At 44.4% G+C, this 23,895-nt stretch carries 13 protein-coding genes and 1 pseudogene; 1 reads left to right on the forward strand and 13 read right to left on the reverse strand.

What is annotated here, in order from left to right; translation table 11 throughout:
• Positions 1–78: 78 nt before the first annotated feature.
• The 10 genes from ACIFOT_RS20815 to ACIFOT_RS20860 form a co-directional block, all read right to left on the reverse strand.
• Complete coding sequence (locus ACIFOT_RS20815) at positions 79–1,536, reverse strand: ABC transporter substrate-binding protein (RefSeq protein WP_430067268.1); 1,458 nt, start codon at positions 1,534–1,536, stop codon at positions 79–81.
• Positions 1,537–1,559: 23 nt separating this feature from the next.
• Positions 1,560–2,438 (reverse strand): carbohydrate ABC transporter permease, encoded by an 879-nt coding sequence (locus ACIFOT_RS20820; protein WP_430067598.1) that lies wholly within the window; start codon positions 2,436–2,438, stop codon positions 1,560–1,562.
• Positions 2,439–2,597: 159 nt separating this feature from the next.
• The gene (locus ACIFOT_RS20825) at positions 2,598–3,527 is read right to left on the reverse strand and encodes an ABC transporter permease (protein ID WP_430067270.1); all 930 of its coding nucleotides are present in this window, start codon (positions 3,525–3,527) and stop codon (positions 2,598–2,600) included.
• Positions 3,528–3,884: 357 nt separating this feature from the next.
• On the reverse strand, positions 3,885–6,995 hold the full coding sequence (locus ACIFOT_RS20830; RefSeq protein WP_430067272.1) for an alpha-mannosidase: 3,111 nt from the start codon (positions 6,993–6,995) through the stop codon (positions 3,885–3,887).
• 25 nt (positions 6,996–7,020) lie between these two features.
• The gene (locus ACIFOT_RS20835; RefSeq protein ID WP_430067274.1) at positions 7,021–8,901 is read right to left on the reverse strand and encodes a beta-N-acetylhexosaminidase; all 1,881 of its coding nucleotides are present in this window, start codon (positions 8,899–8,901) and stop codon (positions 7,021–7,023) included.
• Positions 8,902–9,148: 247 nt separating this feature from the next.
• Positions 9,149–9,760 carry a YesL family protein gene (locus tag ACIFOT_RS20840; RefSeq protein WP_430067276.1) on the reverse strand — a complete coding sequence of 204 codons (612 nt, stop codon included), beginning with the start codon at positions 9,758–9,760 and terminating at the stop codon, positions 9,149–9,151.
• Between the two features lie 28 nt (positions 9,761–9,788).
• The gene (locus tag ACIFOT_RS20845) at positions 9,789–11,108 is read right to left on the reverse strand and encodes a glycoside hydrolase family 125 protein (RefSeq protein WP_430067277.1); all 1,320 of its coding nucleotides are present in this window, start codon (positions 11,106–11,108) and stop codon (positions 9,789–9,791) included.
• A gap of 11 nt (positions 11,109–11,119) precedes the next feature.
• On the reverse strand, positions 11,120–13,825 hold the full coding sequence (locus tag ACIFOT_RS20850) for an alpha-mannosidase (protein WP_430067278.1): 2,706 nt from the start codon (positions 13,823–13,825) through the stop codon (positions 11,120–11,122).
• 200 nt (positions 13,826–14,025) lie between these two features.
• Positions 14,026–17,031, reverse strand: coding sequence for an endo-beta-N-acetylglucosaminidase (locus ACIFOT_RS20855; RefSeq protein ID WP_430067279.1), 3,006 nt, complete (start codon positions 17,029–17,031; stop codon positions 14,026–14,028).
• A 115-nt stretch (positions 17,032–17,146) separates the two neighbouring features.
• Positions 17,147–19,816: an endo-beta-N-acetylglucosaminidase gene (locus tag ACIFOT_RS20860; protein ID WP_430067281.1), complete on the reverse strand. Its 2,670-nt coding sequence runs from the start codon at positions 19,814–19,816 to the stop codon at positions 17,147–17,149.
• 628 nt (positions 19,817–20,444) lie between these two features.
• On the opposite strand from ACIFOT_RS20860, the pseudogene ACIFOT_RS20865 reads away from it, so the two are divergent.
• Positions 20,445–20,748 (forward strand): annotated as a pseudogene (locus ACIFOT_RS20865) (SDR family oxidoreductase); the annotation flags it as partial.
• Positions 20,749–20,786: 38 nt separating this feature from the next.
• Here ACIFOT_RS20865 and manA read toward each other — a convergent pair.
• The 3 genes from manA to ACIFOT_RS20880 are packed head-to-tail and all read right to left on the reverse strand — an operon-like array spanning position 20,787 to position 23,873.
• Complete coding sequence (gene manA, locus ACIFOT_RS20870) at positions 20,787–21,731, reverse strand: mannose-6-phosphate isomerase, class I (protein WP_430067283.1); 945 nt, start codon at positions 21,729–21,731, stop codon at positions 20,787–20,789.
• Positions 21,732–21,751: 20 nt separating this feature from the next.
• The gene (locus ACIFOT_RS20875) at positions 21,752–22,624 is read right to left on the reverse strand and encodes an ROK family protein (RefSeq protein ID WP_430067285.1); all 873 of its coding nucleotides are present in this window, start codon (positions 22,622–22,624) and stop codon (positions 21,752–21,754) included.
• A gap of 19 nt (positions 22,625–22,643) precedes the next feature.
• Complete coding sequence (locus ACIFOT_RS20880) at positions 22,644–23,873, reverse strand: MFS transporter (protein ID WP_430067287.1); 1,230 nt, start codon at positions 23,871–23,873, stop codon at positions 22,644–22,646.
• Positions 23,874–23,895: the final 22 nt, after the last annotated feature.

A 23,895-nucleotide genomic window follows, 5' to 3' on the forward strand; every position in this document is an offset into this window, starting at 1 on the left:
TGGTTACGAATCCGCAACACCCTGCATGGTTTAAATAAAATCAAGCTGAGATTTTCCACCCAGCTTGACTTTCTGTTATTATTTTTGCTTGCTCTTCCATTCGTCAAATTGCTTTTGAATTTCTTTTAAGACTTTGTCAATTCCAGCTTCTTTTAACTTCTTATTATATTTTGGCAAGTACTCTTCTGGGTCAACAGAACCTGTTGCCAATGCCGGATAGAATTCTTTTGAAATATTCGTAATCGATGCAAGTTCAGATCTTACTGAGTCGCTGTTAAAATGGAAACCAAGTGTTGGCGCTGTTTTGGCAGATTTGTTAAACTCTTCGAATTTAGCCCATTTATCTTTAGGATCATTTTCATACAAATCCAAAACAAAGAAGTTTCCAAGTGAATAAGATGGAACATTATAACGATCGATACGTGCTGGAAGGTCTTTAATCGTTCCATCGTCATTTTTTTCGTAATGAACGCCTTCGATACCTTTGTCAACAAGGTTACGGAGGTATGGGTCAGTGTTAAGCAGTGTCAGGAATTCCATTGCTTTCTCAGGATTCTTGGAAGTAGCTGAGATGGCCTGAATGGAACCGGATACAGAATCATTAATGGTAATCGGATCTTCAGCCGGAACGGAAACAACATCATACTTAGCCGAGCGAGACCATAATAAATCAGCATATGGCTGAGAATCACCCATACGGACAAACCAGTTTTCTACATCCATTGGCCAGCTGTCTTTACTTGTCGCTGCATCTTCTTTAAGGAATCCAGCCTTATAATATTTATGCATGGTTTTATAGGTTTTCATGGTTAAATCAGTTTCAAATTGGTTAATCACATGGTCTCTATCGCCTTCCATAGCAAAGGCAAATGGCATTTCATTATTAAAGATATAATCGTATGGAAGATAGGCTTTAAATGTAGCCATTGGAGTGACGCCAGGTTCATTCTCTTTAATCGTTTTGAGCATCGGTTCAAGGTCTTCCAAGGTTTTTACTTTTGAAAGATCAAAGTGGTATTTGTCTACGAGGCGTTTATTAAAGGTATAAACCGATTGTCTTGCTGCCTCTTTATTAGTAGGAACGCCATAAATTTTTCCATTGACTTTAATTCCTTCTAACAGGGCCGGATTAAGAGTCTCTTTAAGCTCTTTCCCCTCTTTCCCTAACATATCGTCTATGTCCTTAAATGCACCTTTTTGAGCATTTTGAACGTAAGAGGTACCATTCGTAAAGATAATATCAAAGGGTTCCCCTGAATTGATCATCACCTGTGATTTTTGATCCCAATCACCCCAGTCAATTTGCGTCATTTTCACAGTGGCATTGATTTTTTTCTTTGTGTACTTGTTGACTTCTGCAAAGACTTTTTCAGTATCTTTTTGCGGGGTTCCAATGGTGTACCATTTAATTTCATAAGGCTGGCCATTTTTACCGTCTTTTGCGGATGTGGCACTGTCTTTGCTGGTGCAGGCAGATAGCAGGGTACCAGCTGCCAGAACGGATGCGAGAATAATGCCTAACTTCTTTTTCTTCATTCCTCTTCTCCTCTTTCTATTGATTATTCTTTAACGCCGCCAATCGTCAGTCCGCTAATAAAGTACTTTTGGAAAAACGGATAGGAGACTGCAATTGGCAAGGTGGCGATTACAACCATGGCCATTTTGGCCGATTCTTGCGGGATGGTATCAAATAAACTTGTCTGCATCATGGCGACATCCATATTCTTTCTCATAAATTCAAGATTTGCCTCTATTTTCATGAGTAAAGCTTGAAGCGGCACCAGATTAGGGTTATCAATATAAAGCAAGGCTGTAAACCAGTCATTCCAATAACCCAGTGTACTAAACAAAGCGATTGTGGCAATTCCCGGTAAGGAAAGCGGGAAGATGATTTGGAAGAAGATTCTCCATTCACTTGCCCCATCGATTCTTGCCGATTCCAAAATCGATTCAGAAACGGACTTTAGGAAGAAAGTTCTCATGATGATAATGTAAAACGCATTCATCGCAAGGGGCAGGATCAGTGCCCAAACGGAATTTTTCAAATGCAGGAACTGAGTGACAACAATGTATGTCGGCACCAGACCGCCACTGAACAGCATGGTAAAGAATGCTAAGAACGTGAAAAATCTTCGATACTTAAATTGCGGTCTTGAAATCGCGTAGGCATAAAAGGTAATCATGAACACGCTAATCATGGTACCGATAATCGTAATAAAAATCGTAACACCATAGGAGCGGAAAAAGGACTCCTTCATACTCCAGAGATAATGATAAGCATCCAGGCTCCATTCCTTCGGGATCAATTGAAAACCGTTCCTAACAATACTTTCCTCACTTGTAAATGAAATGATTATGACATAGATAAACGGAAAGATACACGTAAATGCGAGAATCCCAAGCAGCACACTAATAATGGCATTTGCAGCCGGATGCATATGTTGAGGGTCCCGATACTTCTTCCTGGTGATCTTAGCCTTTCCCTCTTTCATTTCTTCTACTGCTTTTTGAATAAGAAGCGTTGATTGGGTTTGTTCTAGTTTTGGCATATCATTAGCCGCCGGGCGACTTTTCCTCCTTTCGTCAAGAAATGGACCTTAAAACAAGGCACTTTCCTCATCCACTTTACGGACAATGTAGTTGGTAATAATCACGAGGATAAATCCAACAGCTGACTGATAAAGACCTGCTGCCGTACTCATGCCGATATCCCCCAGATTCATAAGACCACGGTATACGAATGTATCAATTACATTTGTGACTCCATATAGAGCTCCCGAATCTCTTGGCACTTGATAAAACAATCCGAAATCCGAGTTGAATATCCGGCCAATATTCATGATCGTCAGGATAATCATTAATGGCTTAAGCATTGGCAGGGTAACATGTTTAATCTGCTTCCATTTTGAGGCGCCATCAATCATCGCTGCCTCATAATACGTCCGGTCAATTCCGACGATGGAGGCTAAGTAAACGATACTGCCGTAACCAACGCCTTTCCACATGCTCATGAATACGAGAATAAACGGCCAATATTTCGACTCGCTATACCACGAAACAGGGTCGATATGGAACCAGCCAAGAATATGATTTAACAAACCGTGTTCCGTACTTAAGAAAGTGAAGACAAAGTAACTGCCGATAACCCATGAAATAAAATGCGGGAACAAGATAGAAGTTTGGTAAACCTTAGACAGCCTCTTATTGATTAACTCACTGAGCAAGACGGCTGTTGCAACCGCCGTTACCAGCCCTAATACGATAAAGACAAGATTGTAGAGGATGGTATTTCTGGTTATGATCCAGGCATCATTTGTACTGAATAAATATTTGAAGTTGTCAAAGCCAACCCATTCACTATTCATGACGCTGGCAAAAAATCCATCGGGATCAATTCGGAACTTTTTAAAGGCCAATACCTGTCCAAACATCGGCAAATACGAAAATAGAAGCAGCCAAATTGTTCCTGGTAACACCATAAGCAGCCAAACTCGATTTTTATAGAGATCGCTTAATATCCTTTTCATATTTCTCCTCCCCCCGAATGTTATGTAAGCACTTCCATACCTTTATTTTATAGGGAAAAGAGAGCTAATTATAGTTGACTAATTTGGGATTAAGTGCAAAAATCTTAGAATTTAGTACAATAAAATGAAAGAACCGACTGAAGCAGTCTAGTCGGTTCTTTTTTGTCTTATAGCTCTGTTAAACTTAGTTGTTGATTTGCGCTCCAGGCGCGAGCGGTTCGCGGGCGTGCCAGGAAGCCTCCTCGGCGCTTTGGCGCCTGTGGGGTCTTCCCTGCCCCGTACTCCCGCAGGAGTCTTCGCGCCTTCCGCTCCAATCAACAGTGGTAAAAATCAACAATAGCTTTTTACACAGCTTATCTATAAAACTCTAAAAGTCTTAATCTCATACGGTTTGATTTCAACCTCAATCGGCGCTGCAGATTCAACTCCGATAGGTTCTTCCATTAAATTGGTCTCCACCCACGAGGTGATGCCTCTTAGAACATCGAGAGAAACCTTGCCCCTGCGTCCTTCATATTCATGAAGGCGGATAATGATCCCGTTGCCATCATAGGCTGGTTTAATAGCATCAATCCAAACATGATCCGCATCCATTTCGAGGAAAGACTCTTCCTTTGCCCATTTCCCTTCGACACTCGTAACAGGATCGTTCAAATCCCACGCTGTCTCGACCGTCTTCGCTTTGCGCCATTCCCCGATATGCGGGTAAAGCGAATAAACGAACGAATGGGTTCCCTGATCTGCTTGTGGATCAGGATGAATCGCGGATTTTAATAAGGTGATCCGCATGATATTTTCTTTAATGTCATAGCCATATTTGGAATCGTTCAGTAAGCTTACCCCATAGTCCGGCTCTGACAGATCGGCCCACTGATGGCCGACTGTTTCAAATTTGGCCATATCCCAGCTTGTATTCCAATGAGTCGGGCGCTTCACATTTCCATATTGAATATCATAAGTGGCCTCGGTGGCGCGGATATCCACTGGGAAAGCTGCCTTCAACAGTTTTCTCTTTTCATGCCAATCCACCGTTGTTTCAAAATCAATGCGGCGGACATTTTGATAAAAGACAATCCGCTGGGAGATTTCAGAATGGTGATACGTCCACTTAGCAAGAATCGTAAACGTCAATTCCCCATTTTCCACGACTTCAAATCTAACTAAATCGCGGATTTCTTCCATTTTTTCTTGATAAAAGAGATCGATATCCCAAGCATCATGGGCAAGCGGCTTATCCTCGAAAATTTGCAGGATATTCCCCTTTTGATTCTCAGCTAGGACCTCACGGCCAGCTTCCTTATCAAAGAGGGACGTCATTTGGCCAAATTCATTCCATTCAACCAGGTAATACGGCGTTTCCAGTTTCCGGTCATGATAGCTGAAATTCGTTTTCGTTTCCTGAACGGCTGCCGCCGGCTCAAAATATAACGTCTTGGCCCCAAAGGATGGAAGGGTGTCGACCTCAATCAGCCAGCCGTTATCCCGTTTTTGATGGGTTAAGATTTCTCCCTTGCTGTTTTTCCAAATACCACCGGCAAAATCGGCAAATTGCTGAACCACCACATTTTTCTTACCCTGGTGGTGGGTCGCATGAAAGAGCACGACAGAGCGGTCATCCTGTTCGATTCCGCGTTCAATGATACGGGTTTCCACGTTTCGGACTAGGTCGTGCGCCACCTTGTATTCTTCTTTGGCATCCTCATACACTTCATGGATGGAGGAACCAGGAATAATATCATGGAATTGATTGCGCAAAATAATCTTCCAGCCATTTTTGAGCTCGTCATCTCCCATCCATTGGCCATTTTCAGATAGCCATGAAGTGAGGAATTCGGCCCGTCGGTATAGCAGCTCCAATTTTCGATTCATCTGCTTCATAAACGCCTGGCTTGTATAGGTGCCCCGGTGGTACTCGAGGTACAGCTCGCCATCCCATTTATGAATATAGCCATCCGATTCGGAAACATTTTCGTGAAGCTTGTTAAAAAATTCCCCAGCTGTCGACGTTTTTACTCTTGGCATCCCTGGCAGCGCATCAAATCTGCGGCGCATTTCAAGCATATGCCGGTTGACGCCGCCGCCGCCATCACCATATCCATAGGAAAGAAGCAAATCTTTCGATAACTCCTTATCACGATAGCCCTTCCAGGCGCCATTCACCGTTTTCGCGGTTATATAGCCATTATACGTATAGAACCAAGAGTCCGGAGAATTCCATGGCTCCGGCGTCGTAATAAAATGCGTTAAAATCTCGGAACCATCGATACCTTTCCAGTAAAAAGTATCATGCGGCATCCGGTTATACTGATTCCAGCTGATTTTGGTCGTCATCATTGTTTTGATGCCTGATTTTGTTAAGATCTGTGGCAGCGCCCAGCTGTAGCTGAACACATCCGGAAGCCATAGGTACCCGCAATCGACGCCAAACTCTTCTTTAAAAAAGTTCTTCCCGTGCAGGATTTGGCGGACCAGCGATTCGCCGCTCGGAATATTGCAATCCGACTCAAGCCACATCGCTCCGCCGGCTTCCCATTTCCCCTCTGCCACTCTGTCCTTTATTTGAGCGTAAATCTCGGGATAATCCGTTTTGATATAGTCATAGAGCTGCGGCTGTGTTTGCAGGAATAAATATTCAGGGAATTGCTTCATTAAATGCAAGACCGTTGAAAAGGAACGAGCAGACTTCTCCCGTGTATTTTTTAACCGCCAAAGCCAAGCCACATCAATATGGGTATGGCCGACAGTGTGGATAGTGATGTCTGATGTTTTGGTGAAGGACTGAATCGCCTCCGTAAGGCTTTCCTCCGCCGCATAACAGGACTGATAAAATTCCGGGCTGCCAGGCTCGGTCCAATTAATCAATTGAAGGGCATCCGAAATCAACTTTTTCAAAATGGTATAGGCGGAGTCCGACTCACTTGTTTCTTTTATCACTTCATAAGCAGCTAATAGGGTGTAATATAGATTATCCACCCGGCGGTCCAGCCAGCCGATCGCGGCCATTTGCAGCTTAAATTCATTTTCTGTTGGAACTCCTCCACCCTCAAGTCCTGACCATAGCCTGAAATCCAAACGCATCGGCCCCTTGGACGTTTGGTCATCGAAGAGTACTTCTTCATGGTTGGAATCGACACCCTGATAGGGTTTGCCATTGACATATAGCAGGGACTCAAAGCCTGAATTATTGCCCCCGCCCGTTTTTCCAAACGAGAATAGACCGACAATTGGCTGATCGGCATATGGCAAATGAGTATCGATCTCGGCATGAAGCCAAATATAGCGATCGCGGCCTTTCCAGTAGTCGCCGATTTTCATCACCTTTTGTTCATCATACGCAGCCGGTGGATAGGCACCAATCGCACCATCATCCTCCTGCGCGAAAAATTGCTGAATTCCCTTAAGGTCCCGGTACCGGTAACCCTCTAATTCCCTGATACGTTCTTCAAATTTTCTTTCCGTTAAGAACATGTTTTCACCTCATTATGACTAGTTTTTACAATGAAAAGTTGCCTGCAGTGACGATTCGATGATAGACATTACCGCCAACCAGCCCATCTACGATTTCCCATGGCCCATCATGGCACAGCCGTTTTTCTTCCAATTCCTCCATCCGCTGAATCCTTCCCTCGAGCCACTCCTGAATCCGGTATTTGACGGAATCAATCCGGGTAATGACGCCGCCATAACGAATATCGATCACTTCCCAGCCGAATGGTTTGTATGCTGCAAACCAGATGTCCCGGTGCTTTTGCCTTAAAAGGTCCACATTCTTCTGGATTCGATCCAAAGTAATTAGAATCGATTTCATTTGTTCATAATCGTTGTTCTGATACGCCGCTAGAATCTTGATGCCGATTTCCGCTTTGTCAGCCAGCACCCTTGCCAGCTGTTCATAAAAATCAAACAATGCTTCCCATACTGGATTTTCCCTTTTGGCTTTTTCAAGCACGGACACCAGCTGCTGATAGTGCTCCCCTAATGAAAGACCGCGGACATTCTCATCATATAAGCCTATTAAACTATCTTGGTAAAGCAGCACCTTCGACGTCATCGAGGTATTCATGTTATCCTTCATGACACCCGGTGTTTCATCCAATAATTTCAAATTCATAAAATCGGCAAAATGCCCGTCAGCACAAAATGCAAAGCGCTCTGACACCTTTTCAATGGATACTTCCTCATGGTAGGTGTGCTCGGCAAATAATTGCATAATCGGGTAAGCGGTCGCAACCGGCGTTTCTGCTCCGTTATCTCCCCACAATGTTACAAAGATCTCGCCGATTCCTTCCTGTTTACAGGCAGCCAGTGCCGCTTCTGTTGTCGCAATCGCCTTGCCATAGTTCGGCGCTAGTCCATTCCATGTCCAAGCCCCGCCGGCAAAAATCGGCGTGGAGCCAAGCAGCTTATGGTTTTGAAAATCTCGTTCATACACTTCTTGTTCTTTCCGGTAATAGTTCCAATAAACAAGCTCGACATCAGGAATGCCCTCAAGAATATCCTCCCGAATACTCCCGCTTTCATCCTTATAAGGGCTGTTTTCGGCAAACAGCGGGAAGTACATATCGCTCCAAATCATCGGTTTAAGCCCCAGCTTATCGGTAATGGAGACCACCTTTTGGAGATGCCGGTTCATGAGATCAATATGGTTCTCATAGCCATGCTTCTCCAAATATTTTCCTAGGCCAAGCTGAAACGTCTCGTCCATGCCGATATGAATCCGTTTGGTCCGAAATGGCTCAGAGGCTGCTTTTAGACAGCTCTCTAAAAACTCATACGTTTGAGGCTCATCAACGAGCAGGATATCATCGGTGTCTTTGAAGCCTGAGGCATAATTCCATTTCAGGGCTTCCCGTAAGTGGCCTAAGGTTTGAATGCAGGGAATCATTTCAATCCCGAGCTTCCCGGCATATTCATCACATGTTTTGAGTTCCTCAAATGTATATCTTCCGCGCATATATCCAAAATAAGGATACTCCTTTACCTCGTACGTATCCTCCGTATAAAGCATCAGGGTGTCTAGTCCCATGACGGCCATGTGCTGCAGAAGCTTCTCTACGTCCGACACTGTTGGAACCGCATTTCTCGACGCATCCAGCATCACACCACTCATGTTAAACTGAGGATTCTCGGTTATATCGAATTCGCTGCTTTTTTGAAAATTCTCCAGCCACAATCCAATCGCACGGAAAAAATGAACCGGCTTTTCAAACGAAATTTCTCCCTGGCCGTTTTTATTCACCACCCTTAACGGGCTTTGCTGATTTTTCACTTGAATTGGATATCCATCAGTAGAAAGTAGAACATTTAATCGTTTTGAAACAAGCTCGAGACCATCTGCGACAGCAGATGTGTCCCCCTTTAAGTGCAGTTCCACTTGTATTCCCCCTGTTTTTCTCCGAATTCCAATCTGGTTCATACTTTTTTTTGTAAACTTGGTGGTTTTTACATACAAAATCGCGAAATAAAATTGTATTTTTACACCAGAAAAACTAGTCTGATAGATTTATCAGCGGATTTTTACCTTTTATCAGCGAATATTTGATTTTATCAGCGAATCCGGAGCATTTATCAGCGAATTTCACACTTTTATCAGCGAATCGGAAATAGCTACAATTTTCCCTCTAACAGAGCCTTTCTAAACGAGCAAATCTATTGAGACATACCTTCATCATCCAATAGGCAGGGGCAACCGCAGAAATAAACGGGATGAGGCCGGGAACCTGATTGATCAGGTAGCCAATAACAAAAAATCCGGCACCAATCCAGATGGTGGAAGGCAGCCCCGTTAAGGTGATGAGAAAGGACTGTTTGATATATTCCTTACTCGAAAGCTCATAATGGACATAGACGGCAAAGAAATGGCCGACTGCCAATATTAGGAGGATCACCAGGATGTAAAGGATGATAGAAAGGAAGCTGGCAAAAATCCCCGACATAAAGCTCTCTGTAATCCTGATATCGATAAAAAGAAAAAGGCCGATGCTGTAAAAAACAAGGCCTATTCCATTGCTTCTCTTCCATTCTTTAAAATACACCTGCTTAAATGTCTTCCAAACAGGCACATCGGTATCTTTTCTCAGCCATTTACGGACGATTGTAAACAGGGCAACCGTTGCCGGGAAAAAGCCAAATACCCCCATTCCCAAGGCGGTAAAGGCAATCCAGCATATATTTGCTGAGATTGCCCTCCATATCCATTCACAAACAACAATCATCCATGAACCATTTTTCATACGGCACCACCCTTTCCAATGAACTAAACTAGTTATTTTTCAGCAAATGATGATAAAGCGGACTTCCTTTGACGGCTTTACCGGTTAAACTCAGCACGAATTCACTAAACATCGTGTTGGCCCACGCGAACCAGTCTCTAGTAAATTCCTCCGGACAATCGGCGTTAAAGCCTTCGTGCATAAAATTCGTACCGCCATCGGTGTTTTTAAAATAAGCCAAAATTTGCTGTTTTTCCGCTTCGCTTACCGCGGTCATCCCCTGGATGGCCAAGGCAATATGCCAAATATAGTGGTCTGGCGTATGCGGGCTGCCGATGCCATTGGCATATTTACCCTCGTAATAATAGGGATTATCCCTGCTCAAAAGGAACTTTCGTGTATTGAGATACGTCGCATCATCAAATGGCTGGTACCCTAAATACGGGGCCGCAAGCAAACTTGGAACATTGGCGTCATCCATTAGATTTACACGGCCTTCCCCATCGGTTTCATAGACATACATATCACCGTAGATCGGGTGGTCCAATTTCGCATATTGTTCAATCCCCTGCCTGATTTCCTCACGAAGCTTAAAGCACTCTTCTTTTAAGGAAGAATCTTTTAACACCTCTTCACACATTTCCGCCGCATACCCTAACACGACAACGGCAAACATATTTGCCGGGACCAGGTATCCGTATGTGCAGGCATCATCACTTGGGCGGAAGGCGCTCCACGTCATTCCGGTCGGAACCACACGCCCCCCTTTTCCTTCGCGGATTAAGGTATCAGACTGGCGCACATCGTCCCGTTCAAACCAGTAAGGAGACTTGTTTTCATGATCCTGCTCCGTTCTCCAAACATGAATGATTTTCTCCAGCACTTCTTGGAGCGTTTCTTTTATATAAGCTGTACGTCCGGTAGACTTCCAAAACAGATAGGCAAGCTGAATTGGATAGCATAACGAGTCAATTTCGTATTTCCGTTCCCAAATATGGGGGGTCATGTCGGTAAGATCGGTCTGATGGCCCCTGCCATTTTCCGTTTCATTAAACGCATTGGCATAAGGGTCATGCAGGATAAAGGCGAATTGCTGGCGAATCACCCCTTCGAGTAATTCGGCCAGCTCGTCATCCTTCTCTGCAGCCAGCAAATAGGGGCGCACTTGTGCCGCTGAGTCTCTTAACCACATCGCCGGAATGTCGCCGGTTACGACAAATGTTTTTCCGTCTTCCAGCTTTTTCAGCGTCGTGGTATACGTATTAACAAAGCATTGCTCGAACATATGGTGTAATTTTTCGTCCCCAGGAAAGCATTCCTTCACATGTTGGATCAATTTTTGCATCGATTCTGGAATTACTGCTGTCATCTTTCCCTCTCCTATCGCTTATTTTGAAAGCCTAGTGTGATAATTTCATAGCCAGCGACTTCATACTGATCGCTAGAATCATTGGTTTGTTCTTCAAGTATCGTACTCTTGTAAGATGTAAAATCCGGCTGGGCGGGGATGGCTGCTGTAAGACTTTTACTAGTTGGCGCTGGATTAAACCAGCGAATCATCACGTCATCACATTCCTCCGCCACTTTCATCGATGACCACGCAAGGCCTTCGGACTCCCAGTTCACAAACTGATGGTCAGCCGGCAAGGACCCTTCATGGGCGCTTGTCTGAATAACCTGAAGGGGAACTTTATATTGATAAGCCTCCACAAATGCGTTTGATGCAATCACATCTTTTTCATGCATGAGCACTTGCCACTCGGCTGTTTGAATCCCGATGCACTGGGCCTCCGGTGTCGGGAAGTAGCCCCAGTCGCCAAGCTCGGCAACGGAACGAAGTACGGTGAGGGCAATCGTTCCGTCCGCTGGCAGGATTTCATATTCCTGAAGGCCGTCCGTGGCCACGGTTAAGCCCATCTCGTCACCCTTAATGCTGGCGAAGCGCTGCTGATGATGACAGAAGCTTGGATTTTCCCATTCCTTTTCCGGTGTATTTGGACGTGTCACAATCTCGAAAATACTGTCGGCCTGGTGTGTTTCCGTCTGCAATCCTGTCGGGAAAAGGACACGCAGGCGGTGGTCCGCTGCTTGATTGTCAATGGTCAGCTTGAAAGCCGGACCCTTCATTCCTTTTTCGAGAGTCGCAACCGTGCACAGCGTGATGGTCGTCGTTTCGTCCGATCTGCCTGCTTCTCTTTCCTTATGCCAAATCAAGCGGTTCCGTTCGATGGCTAATCGGTCGTCCGCTGAAACCGGGATGGTTAAGGTGTGTGTAAATTCAAGCTCGGTTCGAAGCGGTGATTTTTCAATGAAACGAAATACGGCCGGCACACCCTTTGTCGTAATCGGCTTCTGTCCTTTTGCTTCCTTGAACATATATTCATTCCCGACATCCCCTTTATCCTCGTAAATACCGAGACGATGGAAGGTCCTGCCGGTTGTTTTATTCGTTAAATCATAGGTGCCATCCTCATGAAACAGAAGGTGAACATATTCATTTTCCATTTCCATGCCGCCATCCGCCGCGTGTTCTGGACGCTGCCCGTCCGGCTGTTCCTGCGGAATAAGATAGAAGGTCCTGTAGCCGAATGCCGGTACATTTTCTGCAAAGAAGGAAAGATTGGCCCGCTTAGCAAAAAACGGCTGGCGGAATTTGTCATCCGGTAAATCATAGCCAAACTCAACCACCGGGCTTTCCAGATGACATTCAATGGTCTTGCCGGCTTGATCGACCAGCTTGTAGGCCGGCATGTCTTTATCCTGTAAATACATTGGAATTTCTTCAAAATGCATTTGGGAAAAATACACCTTTTCTAGATCGACCGTTTTCGTTATGACCTCGTCTTTGTTCCACCCCGTTGTATTCATGACAACAAGAGGAATTCCGCCCTCCGGTGCGCCCAATGTATCAATTTTACCGGCAAGCTCCGATGCCTGCTCCGATACAAACACCTCTCCCATTTGCGAAACCGTTTCAAAGCGGGTCACCATTTCGCGGTGCACCTCATCCACGCTGCAGCCGCAAATGCTGTCATGCGGGTGATTCTTCATCAATGACTTCCACATAAAGCGGAGATATTCCCTCGGGTAAGACCCGCCTGCTAAAAAGGCCATGCTCGCGAGCGGCTCGGCGATTTTTTCCAAAAGGGTTTGACAGTGGTTGTTCCATTGCTTCAAATAAATCCGGCTGGACGCGGTATTGACTAGCGTTGACCAGCCATCGGTCCGCTGATTGCGCAATTCCCCTTCAATAACCTGCAGCTTCTCAGGAAGTGCTTCTTTTAACGCTTCTGTATATTCATCAAAACTGGAATGCTTAAAGGTGTAATCAGGATATAAACTAGCTGCCGTTTCAATCGCCTGCGGAATCGGTTTTTGCAGCGGCTGGTGGTCGCATCCATTCATAAACAATAACTGATTGGTGGACGCATACTTTTCGGCATCGCGGAGCTTTACATCCCAGAATTTCTTCGCTTCCGCTTCGTCCACCGGGATTTCATTTCCGTTCGAGTACCAATTGGCAAAAAGAATGCCCAATACATTCGAGCCGTCCGGTGATTTCCAGATCATCTCGGAATAAGGAGATTCATAATCAGGAGAATCCGACACCGTGTTATTAAAGCCGGTCGGTTTTACGCCCCTTCCGAAGGCCGCCGTATCAATCCCCGCTTGCTTTAAAAGCTGGGGCGCCTGCCCATAAATGCCGAAAGTGTCAGGAAAGTAGCCAATTTTTGATACATGCCCATAAGCTTTGGCATCATATAAACCGATTTGCAGGTTCCGGACATTGGCTTCAGAGCTTGTTAAAAAAGCATCTTGGAGCACATACCATGGTCCGATATGCAGCTTCTTCTGTTCGATTAATTGTTTGACAGTCTCCCGGTTTTCCGGATGCACCGCAAAATAATCCTCCAAAAGAACAGTCTGGCCATCGAGATGGAACGCTTCAAAGGCATTTCCTTCTTTTTTGAACTGGTCTATCAAATCATTCATCAGCTTTATAAAATAGTAACGGTGCTGTTCAAAAGGCAAGTACCATTCCCTGTCCCAGTGGGAATGGGAGATAATATGTGCTGTTTTTTTCATTGAATCTTACCCGCTTTCCTTTATTTCAGTTTTGCGAAAACGCTATCATTTTCTTTGATTTCATTTTAACAAGCCAGGATTTTCGAGCAATAGATTGCTAGTAAGTCCTATGGATTTTACAGTGTATCTAAAAATAGTTCATGAAAAATGGGGGCAGACCTCATTGCTTTCCTGCAATGAGGTCTGCCCCCTTCTCTTATTTAATTTCCATTATTAAAATCCTTTTTTAATTCCTCCATCCGATCCATTAACTGAACTAGACGGTCATAGTTTGTAACCTGGCTTCTTAAGGTTGGATGAAGCTTGTTGTAGGCCACTTTGCAGTCGTTGACACGATGCTTATCAGCTAACGTCAATTGATCCACATCAGGAAGAGCATGGATTTGACGAATGACTTCCGTTACCTTTTCATCCAAGTAAGCGGCACTATACCTTAGGCTTTCTCTTTCATCCTCCTGCTGGACGGTATAATAGATTCTTCCAGCCTCAGAACCGAAATCCAGCTGTTCAAAGGCAATCGGTCCGTCTTGGTCAGCCTTCTTTTCTGCCAGAATATCCTTAGCATCCAAGGACTTATATAATCGAACCGTTTGGCCTTTTTTCACTCTTTCAATCGTTACCTTATCTTCAGCTCCTGCGTTGTTTTCCGCCTTAACAAAATGCATCATCACATTTTCTGTTCTCGGCAAGGCAGCACTTTCAAACATCTGCCAATCATAGATACGGATAGCACCCCAAGGGGAAGTACCGCTATTATAAATCTGCAGTTTGAATTCCCTTGCCGTAACAGGCTGATCTAACACCACATCTGTCACAGCTTTCGTATTATCAGTAATCCGTTTGGCGCTGATCCATTGGCCGCTTTGATTTTTATAAAGCAGCTCAAAATCCACGGTGTTCATGTTATTGGCTTCCCCGCCAAATTCTGCATGCTCCACACGCCAGCGGCGGATGGTTTTCTCCTCACCAATATCAATCGTCATATAACCGGTTTTCATATTGGTTGCGCACCACTTACTATTTGCGAAGGCTGTTCCGTCCAGTGCTTTAGAGGCCGGTTCTGCCGCATTTTCTGCGGAGACAGAGGTTACCTTGGCCTTTAACGCCACATTCGGCGAAGTAGGGTTTTTCTCGATCTCTGTTGCATCCGTTCCCATACCCCAATCAAAAGAAATGGTGGCGGCTTGACCGCGTACATAATCCTGATTAACCGGCACCACTTTCAGTTTCGTGATGTTATCGGCTGAAGCATTTTCAATCGTTCTCGTAATATTTGGTGTATAGAAATAGTTATTCGGTGTTACGCCCAATAGTGTTTCTACACCATCCGCATTCTCCTGATAAACCTCATAATGCAAGACATTCTTCTGCTCGGACCAGCTTAGGCGGGCTTCCGCCTCAAAGGCTGTTTTCGGCATCTTTTCTAAAATTTTCACGTCAGCAGGTTTGGTGAGGGCGGCGGCGGCGGCATCATAGACGGACAGCTCCCCTAAATGAATCGAGTAGTTTTCCATTTTTTCAACGTTGTTGACTTTCAGACTTAGCGCATAGGCTGTTTTCCCGGCATCCTTTCCAAGGTCGACAACCGCTGTTTGCCAGCCATCATCCGACGTAGGCAGCGGATAATATTTCATGTTGCTTTGTGCATAGTCTTCACTATAGGCCACACCCAATGACACATCCGCTCCCGATTGGTTTTGATAAACAACACGGACCTTAGTTGTGTCCGTAACCGGAAGTTTGGAACTGTATAGCATCGTGTCATTGACTGAACCCGCTTCGAGCGCACCGCTGAATTTCAGCGAATTGCCTCCGTTATAGGCTTTATCAAAATCATAGGAAACCTTGATTTTGCTGCCTTCGCCTCGTATCCACCAGCGCCAGGTCGGCATGATATCTTGGATGGAACGGTTATTCCACTCAAGGCTGCTGGTAGTTTTTCCGTTCACAAAGTATTGTTTTCCATGGCCGCTGTTAAAGTTTGTGGTAAAAGGCTTCGACTGAATAACAGATGCATCCGTGACAAAACGCGCCATCCCTTTCCAAGCAGCCGAATCATCGGCAAGGGTAGGATCGCCCTGCGGCCCTGTCCATAAATTCCTTTCTTTTTCATGGAAGTCAGCAGGATCAGCCGCTAATCCCATGGTCGAGTTTGGCGCATAAAGGGCAATCGACACTTTCGGCTGTTTCTTTTCATCGAGCAGTGCATCCGTATTAATTTTGGTATTATAAGAATTCTGTTGAATTTCAAAACCGGCATAGGCATCAAACGGGCTGCGGTTATGGCCTTTCATCGTCTGTACGGTGGTGTTAATCTTACTGGTTGTCCAGTTATAGTTTAAGAAGAACTCATCCACAGCATATTTCCCATCTTCTGCCGGTTTCACATACATGTCATTTTTGCTGTTGATGGAATCCTGATAGTTGATGGCTCCCGTATTGTCTTGGGCGTCATACCAACTGACATTTAGGTCTGAATTTCGTTTTATATAGCGCATCATTTCATTCATGCGTTCAGCAGTAGCCTTGCTGACACCAGACGTTTCCTGATTGAAAAAATAGCCGTCAAAACCAAAGTATTCCGCTACCTCAATCATCTTGTCGGCGACAGGGAAACTGCCATCCTGTTTCTGTTGTGTGAACTTTTCGATTTCAGCGACTCCCTCAGCTGATCTGCCCCATGGGAAACCAAGTGTGGCATAAACAGGCACCCCATTACGGTGGGCGGCATCGACGATATCCGGTGTAGGAATGGCAAAAATCCCTTCGTTGGTTCCTGACCAGTAAATATAGGAATCTAGTAATTGCCAGTTATCAAAAGCGTATACATTAAAATCATTGCTTCCGACAGAGCTAGCCTCATCATGATTCCAGTTCGTAATCGCCGCAGAGGTAATGCCAGCCTTAGGATTGGCCAGCGGATTAACCTGGGAACCTTTAAAGCGATTTTTGTTTAACGGAACGCTGGCACGGTTTATTTCGGCATCCGGGTCGTTTTCCGGCAACCAGTTCAGAAGTGTTTCCACCCTGAAGGCCGGAGCCAGCGGCTTTAGACTGAGCCTGTCCGCATAATTTTCATTAACGACGTCCGTCCCGTCCCCATTAACAGCAGCTTTTGCCTCAGGGACACCTAGTGAACCGAGTAACATGAAAGCCGCCGATACAGATAAAATGCGGCCGAACAACTTGCTTCTATTTCTCCTCATCTTGCTCCTCCTCTTAATCTAGTTAATGAGCCACCGGGACGGTTCTCATGGCTTTCGCCAATTGTTCACCTGGAAAAAGGCCAGCGGAACCGTCCCCATGGCCACATGGTCATGGTTATGGATTCAGAAATCCATGGACTTCAAATTCAAATATCCTCGCAGCCGTATCGCCGCCTTGGGTTGGTTTGTCAATCCACAAACGGACGTAGCGCGCGTTTGTTAACGCGATGCTGTGTTCTGAAACCGCTGCTGTATTATCGGTCACCTTAACAGCTTCTGTCCAATTGACTCCATCCGTGCTTACTTCAATCCTAAATGCCTGGGTGTTAAAGGCTTGCGGTTCCCCGCCCGCTTGTGCATGGCGAATGACAAACTTGGAAAGGGCAAACTGGTCGCCCAGATCCACCTGCAGCCAATGAGGAGCATTCCCCAATGCGCACCATTTACTGTTGTCTTTGCCATCGAACGCATACTTCGCTGCTTCAGTCGGAGCACATTGTCCGCTGGCGATCGCGGTCTTATTCAATGCCACATTTTTAATGTCCTTGGCTGCTTCAGAAATGGTAATCATCGCTTCTTTTGTCAGGACACTTTCACCCTCGCTGTTTTTCGCAATCAGGGTAACCGTGTAGACGCCCTCTTTTTGATAGGTGACGACCGGATTTTCCTCATTACTCACTGCTGGAGTTCCACCTTCAAAGTGCCATTCCACTTCTTCTGTTACTTCTGATGAACGATTAAGAAAATGAATTTTCTGCCCTGGAGCCGCTACCGTTTGATCGGCACCGAAATCTGCCTCCGGCTTAGGATATGGCGGCCAATCGAACGTAACTGCTGTCGGCTCGCTGCGTTTGAACTCTTTGTTCACCGCAACAATTTCCAATGTGGTGCTGCTTTCTTTGCCGCTTCTCTTTAGATTTGATAGGTAATACACCTTATTAGGGGTAGCACCAACAAGCTCTTTTTCATTGTTCGGCAGCTTGCGGTAAATTTCATAGTGGCTTACATCGGAATCAGACGGCTTCCATGCAAGCGCAACGTCCGCATAGATTCCTTTATTAAACTCGATTTTATTTACCTTTGCATCGTTTGGAGCTTGGATAGAATTGTGTTTTTCCTGTTTGTTATAAACCTTGATTTCTCCGATATTGGTCGTAAAATCTTTCACTTCCTGGTCGCTTTCAACCAAAAGCGAGATGGCTGCGATGTTTTTACCGCTGTATTTTTTTAGTTTGAATGAATCAGTAGTCCACGGTTGATCCGTTAGTTTTTTCACATCAAAGAACACAAATTGGTCGGGTTTGTCAGTAAAGCTTACTCCCAATTTCATATTAGGCTTTTTCAAATCTGTTTTGTATGTCAGCGAGATTTCCGTATCCTTTTGGATCGGCAAATTGGTTTTATAAAGCTTGATATGTGTGGGATTGTCAGCCTCAATTGTTCCTGATAGTTTTAACGAGCTGCCGCCGTAATAGGCCGTATCCCAATCGAAATCGACGTCTACAGCCTGCCCGCCCTCTTTCAGCCAGCGCCAGGTCGGGAGGATATCCTGGAGACTGCGGTTATTCCAGGACTGATTGCTTACCGTCGTTCCATCTGTAGCGAAAAACTTGCCGCTTCCTGTATTAAAGTGAGTCACAAAAGGAAGCTCCTCGATCGCGGTTTTTGCCGTAAAATAGTGGGCCATCCCTTTCCATGCCCCGTTATTGCTGGTTGCTGCAGGGTTTTTGGACTTTCCTACCCAAAATTCATTTTCCTTCTGATAAAACTCCTCCATGGTGCTAGCCGTTTTAAAGGCCCAGTCCGGACGATAAATGCCTAAAGAAGTTAATGGTGCTTTACCCTCAGAGAAGATACCCTCCCAAGGAACGTTGGTGCTTGTCCCATTTGCTTCCACATCAATCCCGGTAAACAAATCATACGGGCTTCTGTCAATTTCCTGAGCCTTGTTAACAGAAGACTGCTGGTTGCGCCACCAGAAGTTTAAAAACATACTGTCAGAAACACGTGTTTCCCCGTCCTGCAGGAAGCTGCTGTTTTGATTGGTCAACGCATTTTGCCAGCTAACCCTCCCGTCCTTTGTCATCGAATCGTACCACATGATATGCATGCCTTCACTCTTATGCTGCTGAAGATAGACAAGGAAATCTTTCATTTTTTGAGCTGTCTTGGCATCTCCACCTTCGGTTTCCTGATTAATAAACCAGCCGTCAAATCCGTAATAGCGTGCAGACTCAAGAAGCTTGTCCGCCGCTGGGAAGGAGCCGTCCTCCCGTTGGGTCAGCATTTGGTTCAACCACTCCACCTTTCCTCCATATACAGTTGGCGGAAAGAAAACGTTTCCTAAAATCGGTACGCCGTTTTTATGGGCTGCGTCAATGACGTCCGCACTTGGCGGCACGATAATCCCTTCACCGGAAGAACCGGCCCAATACACCATGATGTCAACGTATTGCCAATAACTGAATGTATTAGCTAAAAACTCTTTCCCGCCTTGGGAAGGGACACCACTCGTAGTGGGGTTGAGTGCAGATAAAGCCACTAGCTTTGCTTCTGACTGGGCATGGTCATTGACTTTGTATAACACGTCCCGTTTGCCCAATGGAATTTGGCTGCGGTTAAACACAGCATCCGGATCGTTCTCAGGCGTCCAATTCAATAATTGCTCGGGATACCAATAAGATGATTCTGGCGGTTTGGCATAGCTTGTGTTGGGTGATAACCCCACAATCAAGATGCCCAAAAAGAAAACCAGCCACAAATAGCCCTTTTTCACGTTTTTCACTGTTTCTCCTCGCCCTCTATCTATTTTTTATATTGAAGCTTAAGTAAGCATGCTTCCCCTTTCCCTTATGGGACTATAGAATGATAGCGCTGCCAAAATTACCTTCGATGATGTTTTTCCGTCAGTCATTCCCATTTGACTCATTTTTTCCCATCTTATTCTGAGCAGATTGCTCCGTCAACGAATGCACAAAAGGTGATTTAGTTTTTCCATAATTCTTAAGGTTTTTCCAGTCTATGGGGGGACGGTTCTCCTGGCTTTAAGGGGGCAATCGGAAGTTTAGCGCGTGAAAAGGCCCGACTAGCTGATAGGAGCTAATCGGGCCTTTAGGTTCTCAATGGGTAAGATTTTCAGAAGGCAGTTTTAATTAAACGTTTGTGTAATGTTGAAAAAAGGGAAAGTAGGTAGAATTCTGTTAGTTAGAAAGAATGGAGTCATTTTTCTGGGGAATATTGTTCTATTTTCTGAAAATGTTCAAAGAATTTCTAGACAAAATTATTAGTAGCAAGTCTGCATAAATCGATTCATATCCATGTTTTCGTGCTATAGCCCTTCCATTCCTGGTTTTATTCCATTGAATCTGTAAAAAGAACGTCGAAATGCGTCTTTTTTAAAATGACTCCGCAGGGCCTCCACAAGAGCCATCATGTCAGAGCCCAATTCAGAATCTTATGCTGCCACAAAAGGTGGAATCCTTGCCATCACCCATGCGCTCGCCGCTTGATTAATTGATGATAGGATAACGGTAAATGCTATTTCCCCTGGCTGGATAGAAACAGGGGATTATTCATAATTTATCAAAGCGTGTAGGTAGGCCAGATGATATTGCACGAGCCTGTCTTTATTTAACAGCAAAAGAGAATGACTTTGTAACAGGGATTAACCTTGTTATTGATGGTGGTATGACACGGAAAATGATATATGAGGAATAACTCCACAGGGACGGTTCAACCGTCCCCGCGGACTCCTCTTACGTATGCGAAACAATGATTTCGCATTCTCCATCTATTTCAAAATCGCCAAATCCAACAGGAATAATAAAGTGGGTTCCTTTCCCTAATTCATACTTCTCACCATTATGAGAGAGTGAGCCTTGGCCCTTAATAACGCTGAAAAGTAAATATTGCTCATTAAATGCAAACGAAGCCTTCCCGTAGATATCCCATTTATAAACAGAGAAAAACTCGGATTCTACAAAAGTGGTAATGGCGGTATTTTCGTGCTCCACCATTCGCGGAGTGCTCATCGCATCATGATGCGGCACTGTGGTTACCTCAATCGCTTTGTCTAAATGAAGATCACGTAAATTTCCTTCAGCATCCCTGCGGTCATAATCATACACACGGTAAGTAGTGTCCGAGCTTTGCTGAGTTTCTAATACCAGCGTTCCTTCACATAGGGCATGGATTGTTCCGCTTGGCACAAAGAAGAAGTCTCCCGGCTTAATCTTCACACGGCGCAGCAATTCGTTCCATTTTCCCTCATTAATCTGCTGGATTAATTCTTCCTTTGTTTTAGCATTATGACCGAAAATCATATCAGCATCTTTTTTACAATCAATAATATACCAGCACTCCGTCTTTCCCAGCTCGCCGTTTTCATTTACCTTAGCATAGGCATCATCAGGATGAACCTGCACCGATAAATCCATATTGGCATCCAAAATCTTGGTCAACAGTGGAAAAACCTCTTCCTTCGGATTCCCAAAAAGTTCTTGATGCTCACGCCATAGATTATCCAATGTCATTCCCGCATATTGTCCGTTTTCAATGACGGAAGGACCATTCGGATGAGCGGAAATCGCCCAGCATTCCCCTGTACTGTCTGATGGAATCTCATATCCAAATTCTTTTTTTAAGGCGGTTCCGCCCCAAATTCTCTCTTTAAAAACAGGCTTTAAAAATAGTGGCTGCACAAAAATCCCTCCAGAAATAATTAATCTATAAATTCCTCTTGAAACGCTTGATAAGCAAGCATTAAAGCTCCCGTAATTCCCGCATTATCACCTAAACCAGGACTCACAATATAATCAGTTAGCTCTGGCAAAGAGACATATTCATTTAAAAATTCCTTCAGATACCTATTAAGCGAAGTAAACACTTGTTGCTGCTTCATCACTCCTCCGCCAAGGATGATTTTTTTGGGCGAAAGGATCAAAATAAATTGCATCAATGCTTGGGCAAGATAATAACCCTCCAAATCCCAAACTTCCAACCGCTCAACAAGCTGGTCACCTTTCGTCCCCCAACGGGCTTCAATCGCTGGACCGGCAGCGAGACCCTCTAAGCAGTCGTGATGATAAGGACACTTCCCTTGATACTCGTCATTTGGATGGCGTCTTACAAGGATATGCCCCATTTCTGGGTGAGACAGCCCTTGAAGGAGTTTCCCCTGCACAATCGCTCCAGCGCCAATCCCGGTACCAACCGTGATGTACAAGCAGCTGTCCAAACCTTTCGCCGCACCGAATTTAGCTTCTCCCAAAGCTGCCGCATTCACATCCGTATTGAATCCAATCGGAACAGAAAAAGCCTCTTGTAATTTATTCACAAACGGAAAATCTCTCCAGCCCAGCTTGGGAGTAGATGTGATAGATCCGTATGTAGGACTTTCCTTAATGACATCGATAGGACCGAATGAACCTACCCCCATGGCTTTAATCGGATATTGCTTAAAAAATTCAATCACCTTCGGAATCGTTTCCTCTGGTACAGTTGTGGGAATTTGAATCCGCTCGATAATCGTTCCCTTTTCATCACCGACTGCGCAAACGAACTTTGTCCCGCCTGCTTCAATGGCACCCAACATAAAAAAATCCCCCCAATATCTAAGTCTTATTAGAACTAAGCATTGAACCTTCTTTCGATTTTCTCCAAATAGCATATAATGGTGGAATCATGATGACATATACGAACGGAAAAAGACTAAACGATATAGGTAAAAGCTGTTCTATATCAAAGTATTTTCTCATAGCTAAAAACAAAAATACACCAATGATTCTTCCAACCCCTAATGGAATTTCACGAATAATGATATAGTCTAAGCGCTTCTCCTTGTACTTGGGGTCCTTCTCAATTGCCTCATAAATCATGGCATTCATCGAAGTGGTATTCATATTCCAGGCTACAGGTGAAACAATGCCAAAAATAATCAACGAAATAAGAACAGGCAGGACTGATATCAAAACAGAGCTCAAAAATAAACTTACCGAACCGATCGCATAAATCACGAGACGATATTTTGGATTAGAAAACTTAGCAAGCACATAAAATGTAGCAATGGCCACAAGCTCAACTGCCGTATTATAAACTCCTAGGCTCAACTCTCCACCAGCTACTCTGTATGTTATCATTGTGACTAAAAAGGTCCCATACACACCCGATACAATTCCATCGGCTAACATGATCTTATACATCTTCTTCCATTCCCGTGATGGATTCTTTATGACATCCCAAAAATAACTGTTTGTTGTAATGGGATGTCCCTTCACTTTTAAAGAGGTTAAAAAGGAAATAAAAAAGAATAGACATGTACCAATAAAAACGACATAATAACCCTTCATACCCTCGAATTGCGAGATGATAATCCCTGACAGAATCGGCGCGATGACCCCTCCGATAGTAAATAAGATTCCTTGTACATATAAAAATTGGTCCCGCTTATCATTTGTTGTTAAATCTAATACGGCCATATGTACGCCAACATAATAAAGGCTCATCGCCAACCCATTTGAAAGTCCTAACAATAGGATATGCTCACGTAATGTGTCATGAAAAATAAGCATAATTAGATACGTAATCAGATAAAAGACAAACCCTAGGCGCATTGTAATCATAGGGCTCGTTTTCCGCGCCACCCATGCACAAAGTCCAAAGCAAAAGATTATGGCGATCGACCAATACAAACTATAATAGGCTAGCAATGAATACGTTTTATCAAGTTTCCACAAAAATACACTTTGGAAAATACTTGATAAGGCTGTTCCGAAGCCAAAAAAGGCATTCATCAGTAAATAAAACTTCAATTCCGTAGAAAAAGACTTAAATATTTGATACATCCTTGTGTTCTCCTTTTGCAGC

The sequence above is a fragment of the Neobacillus sp. NRS-1170 genome, from assembly GCF_050468025.1.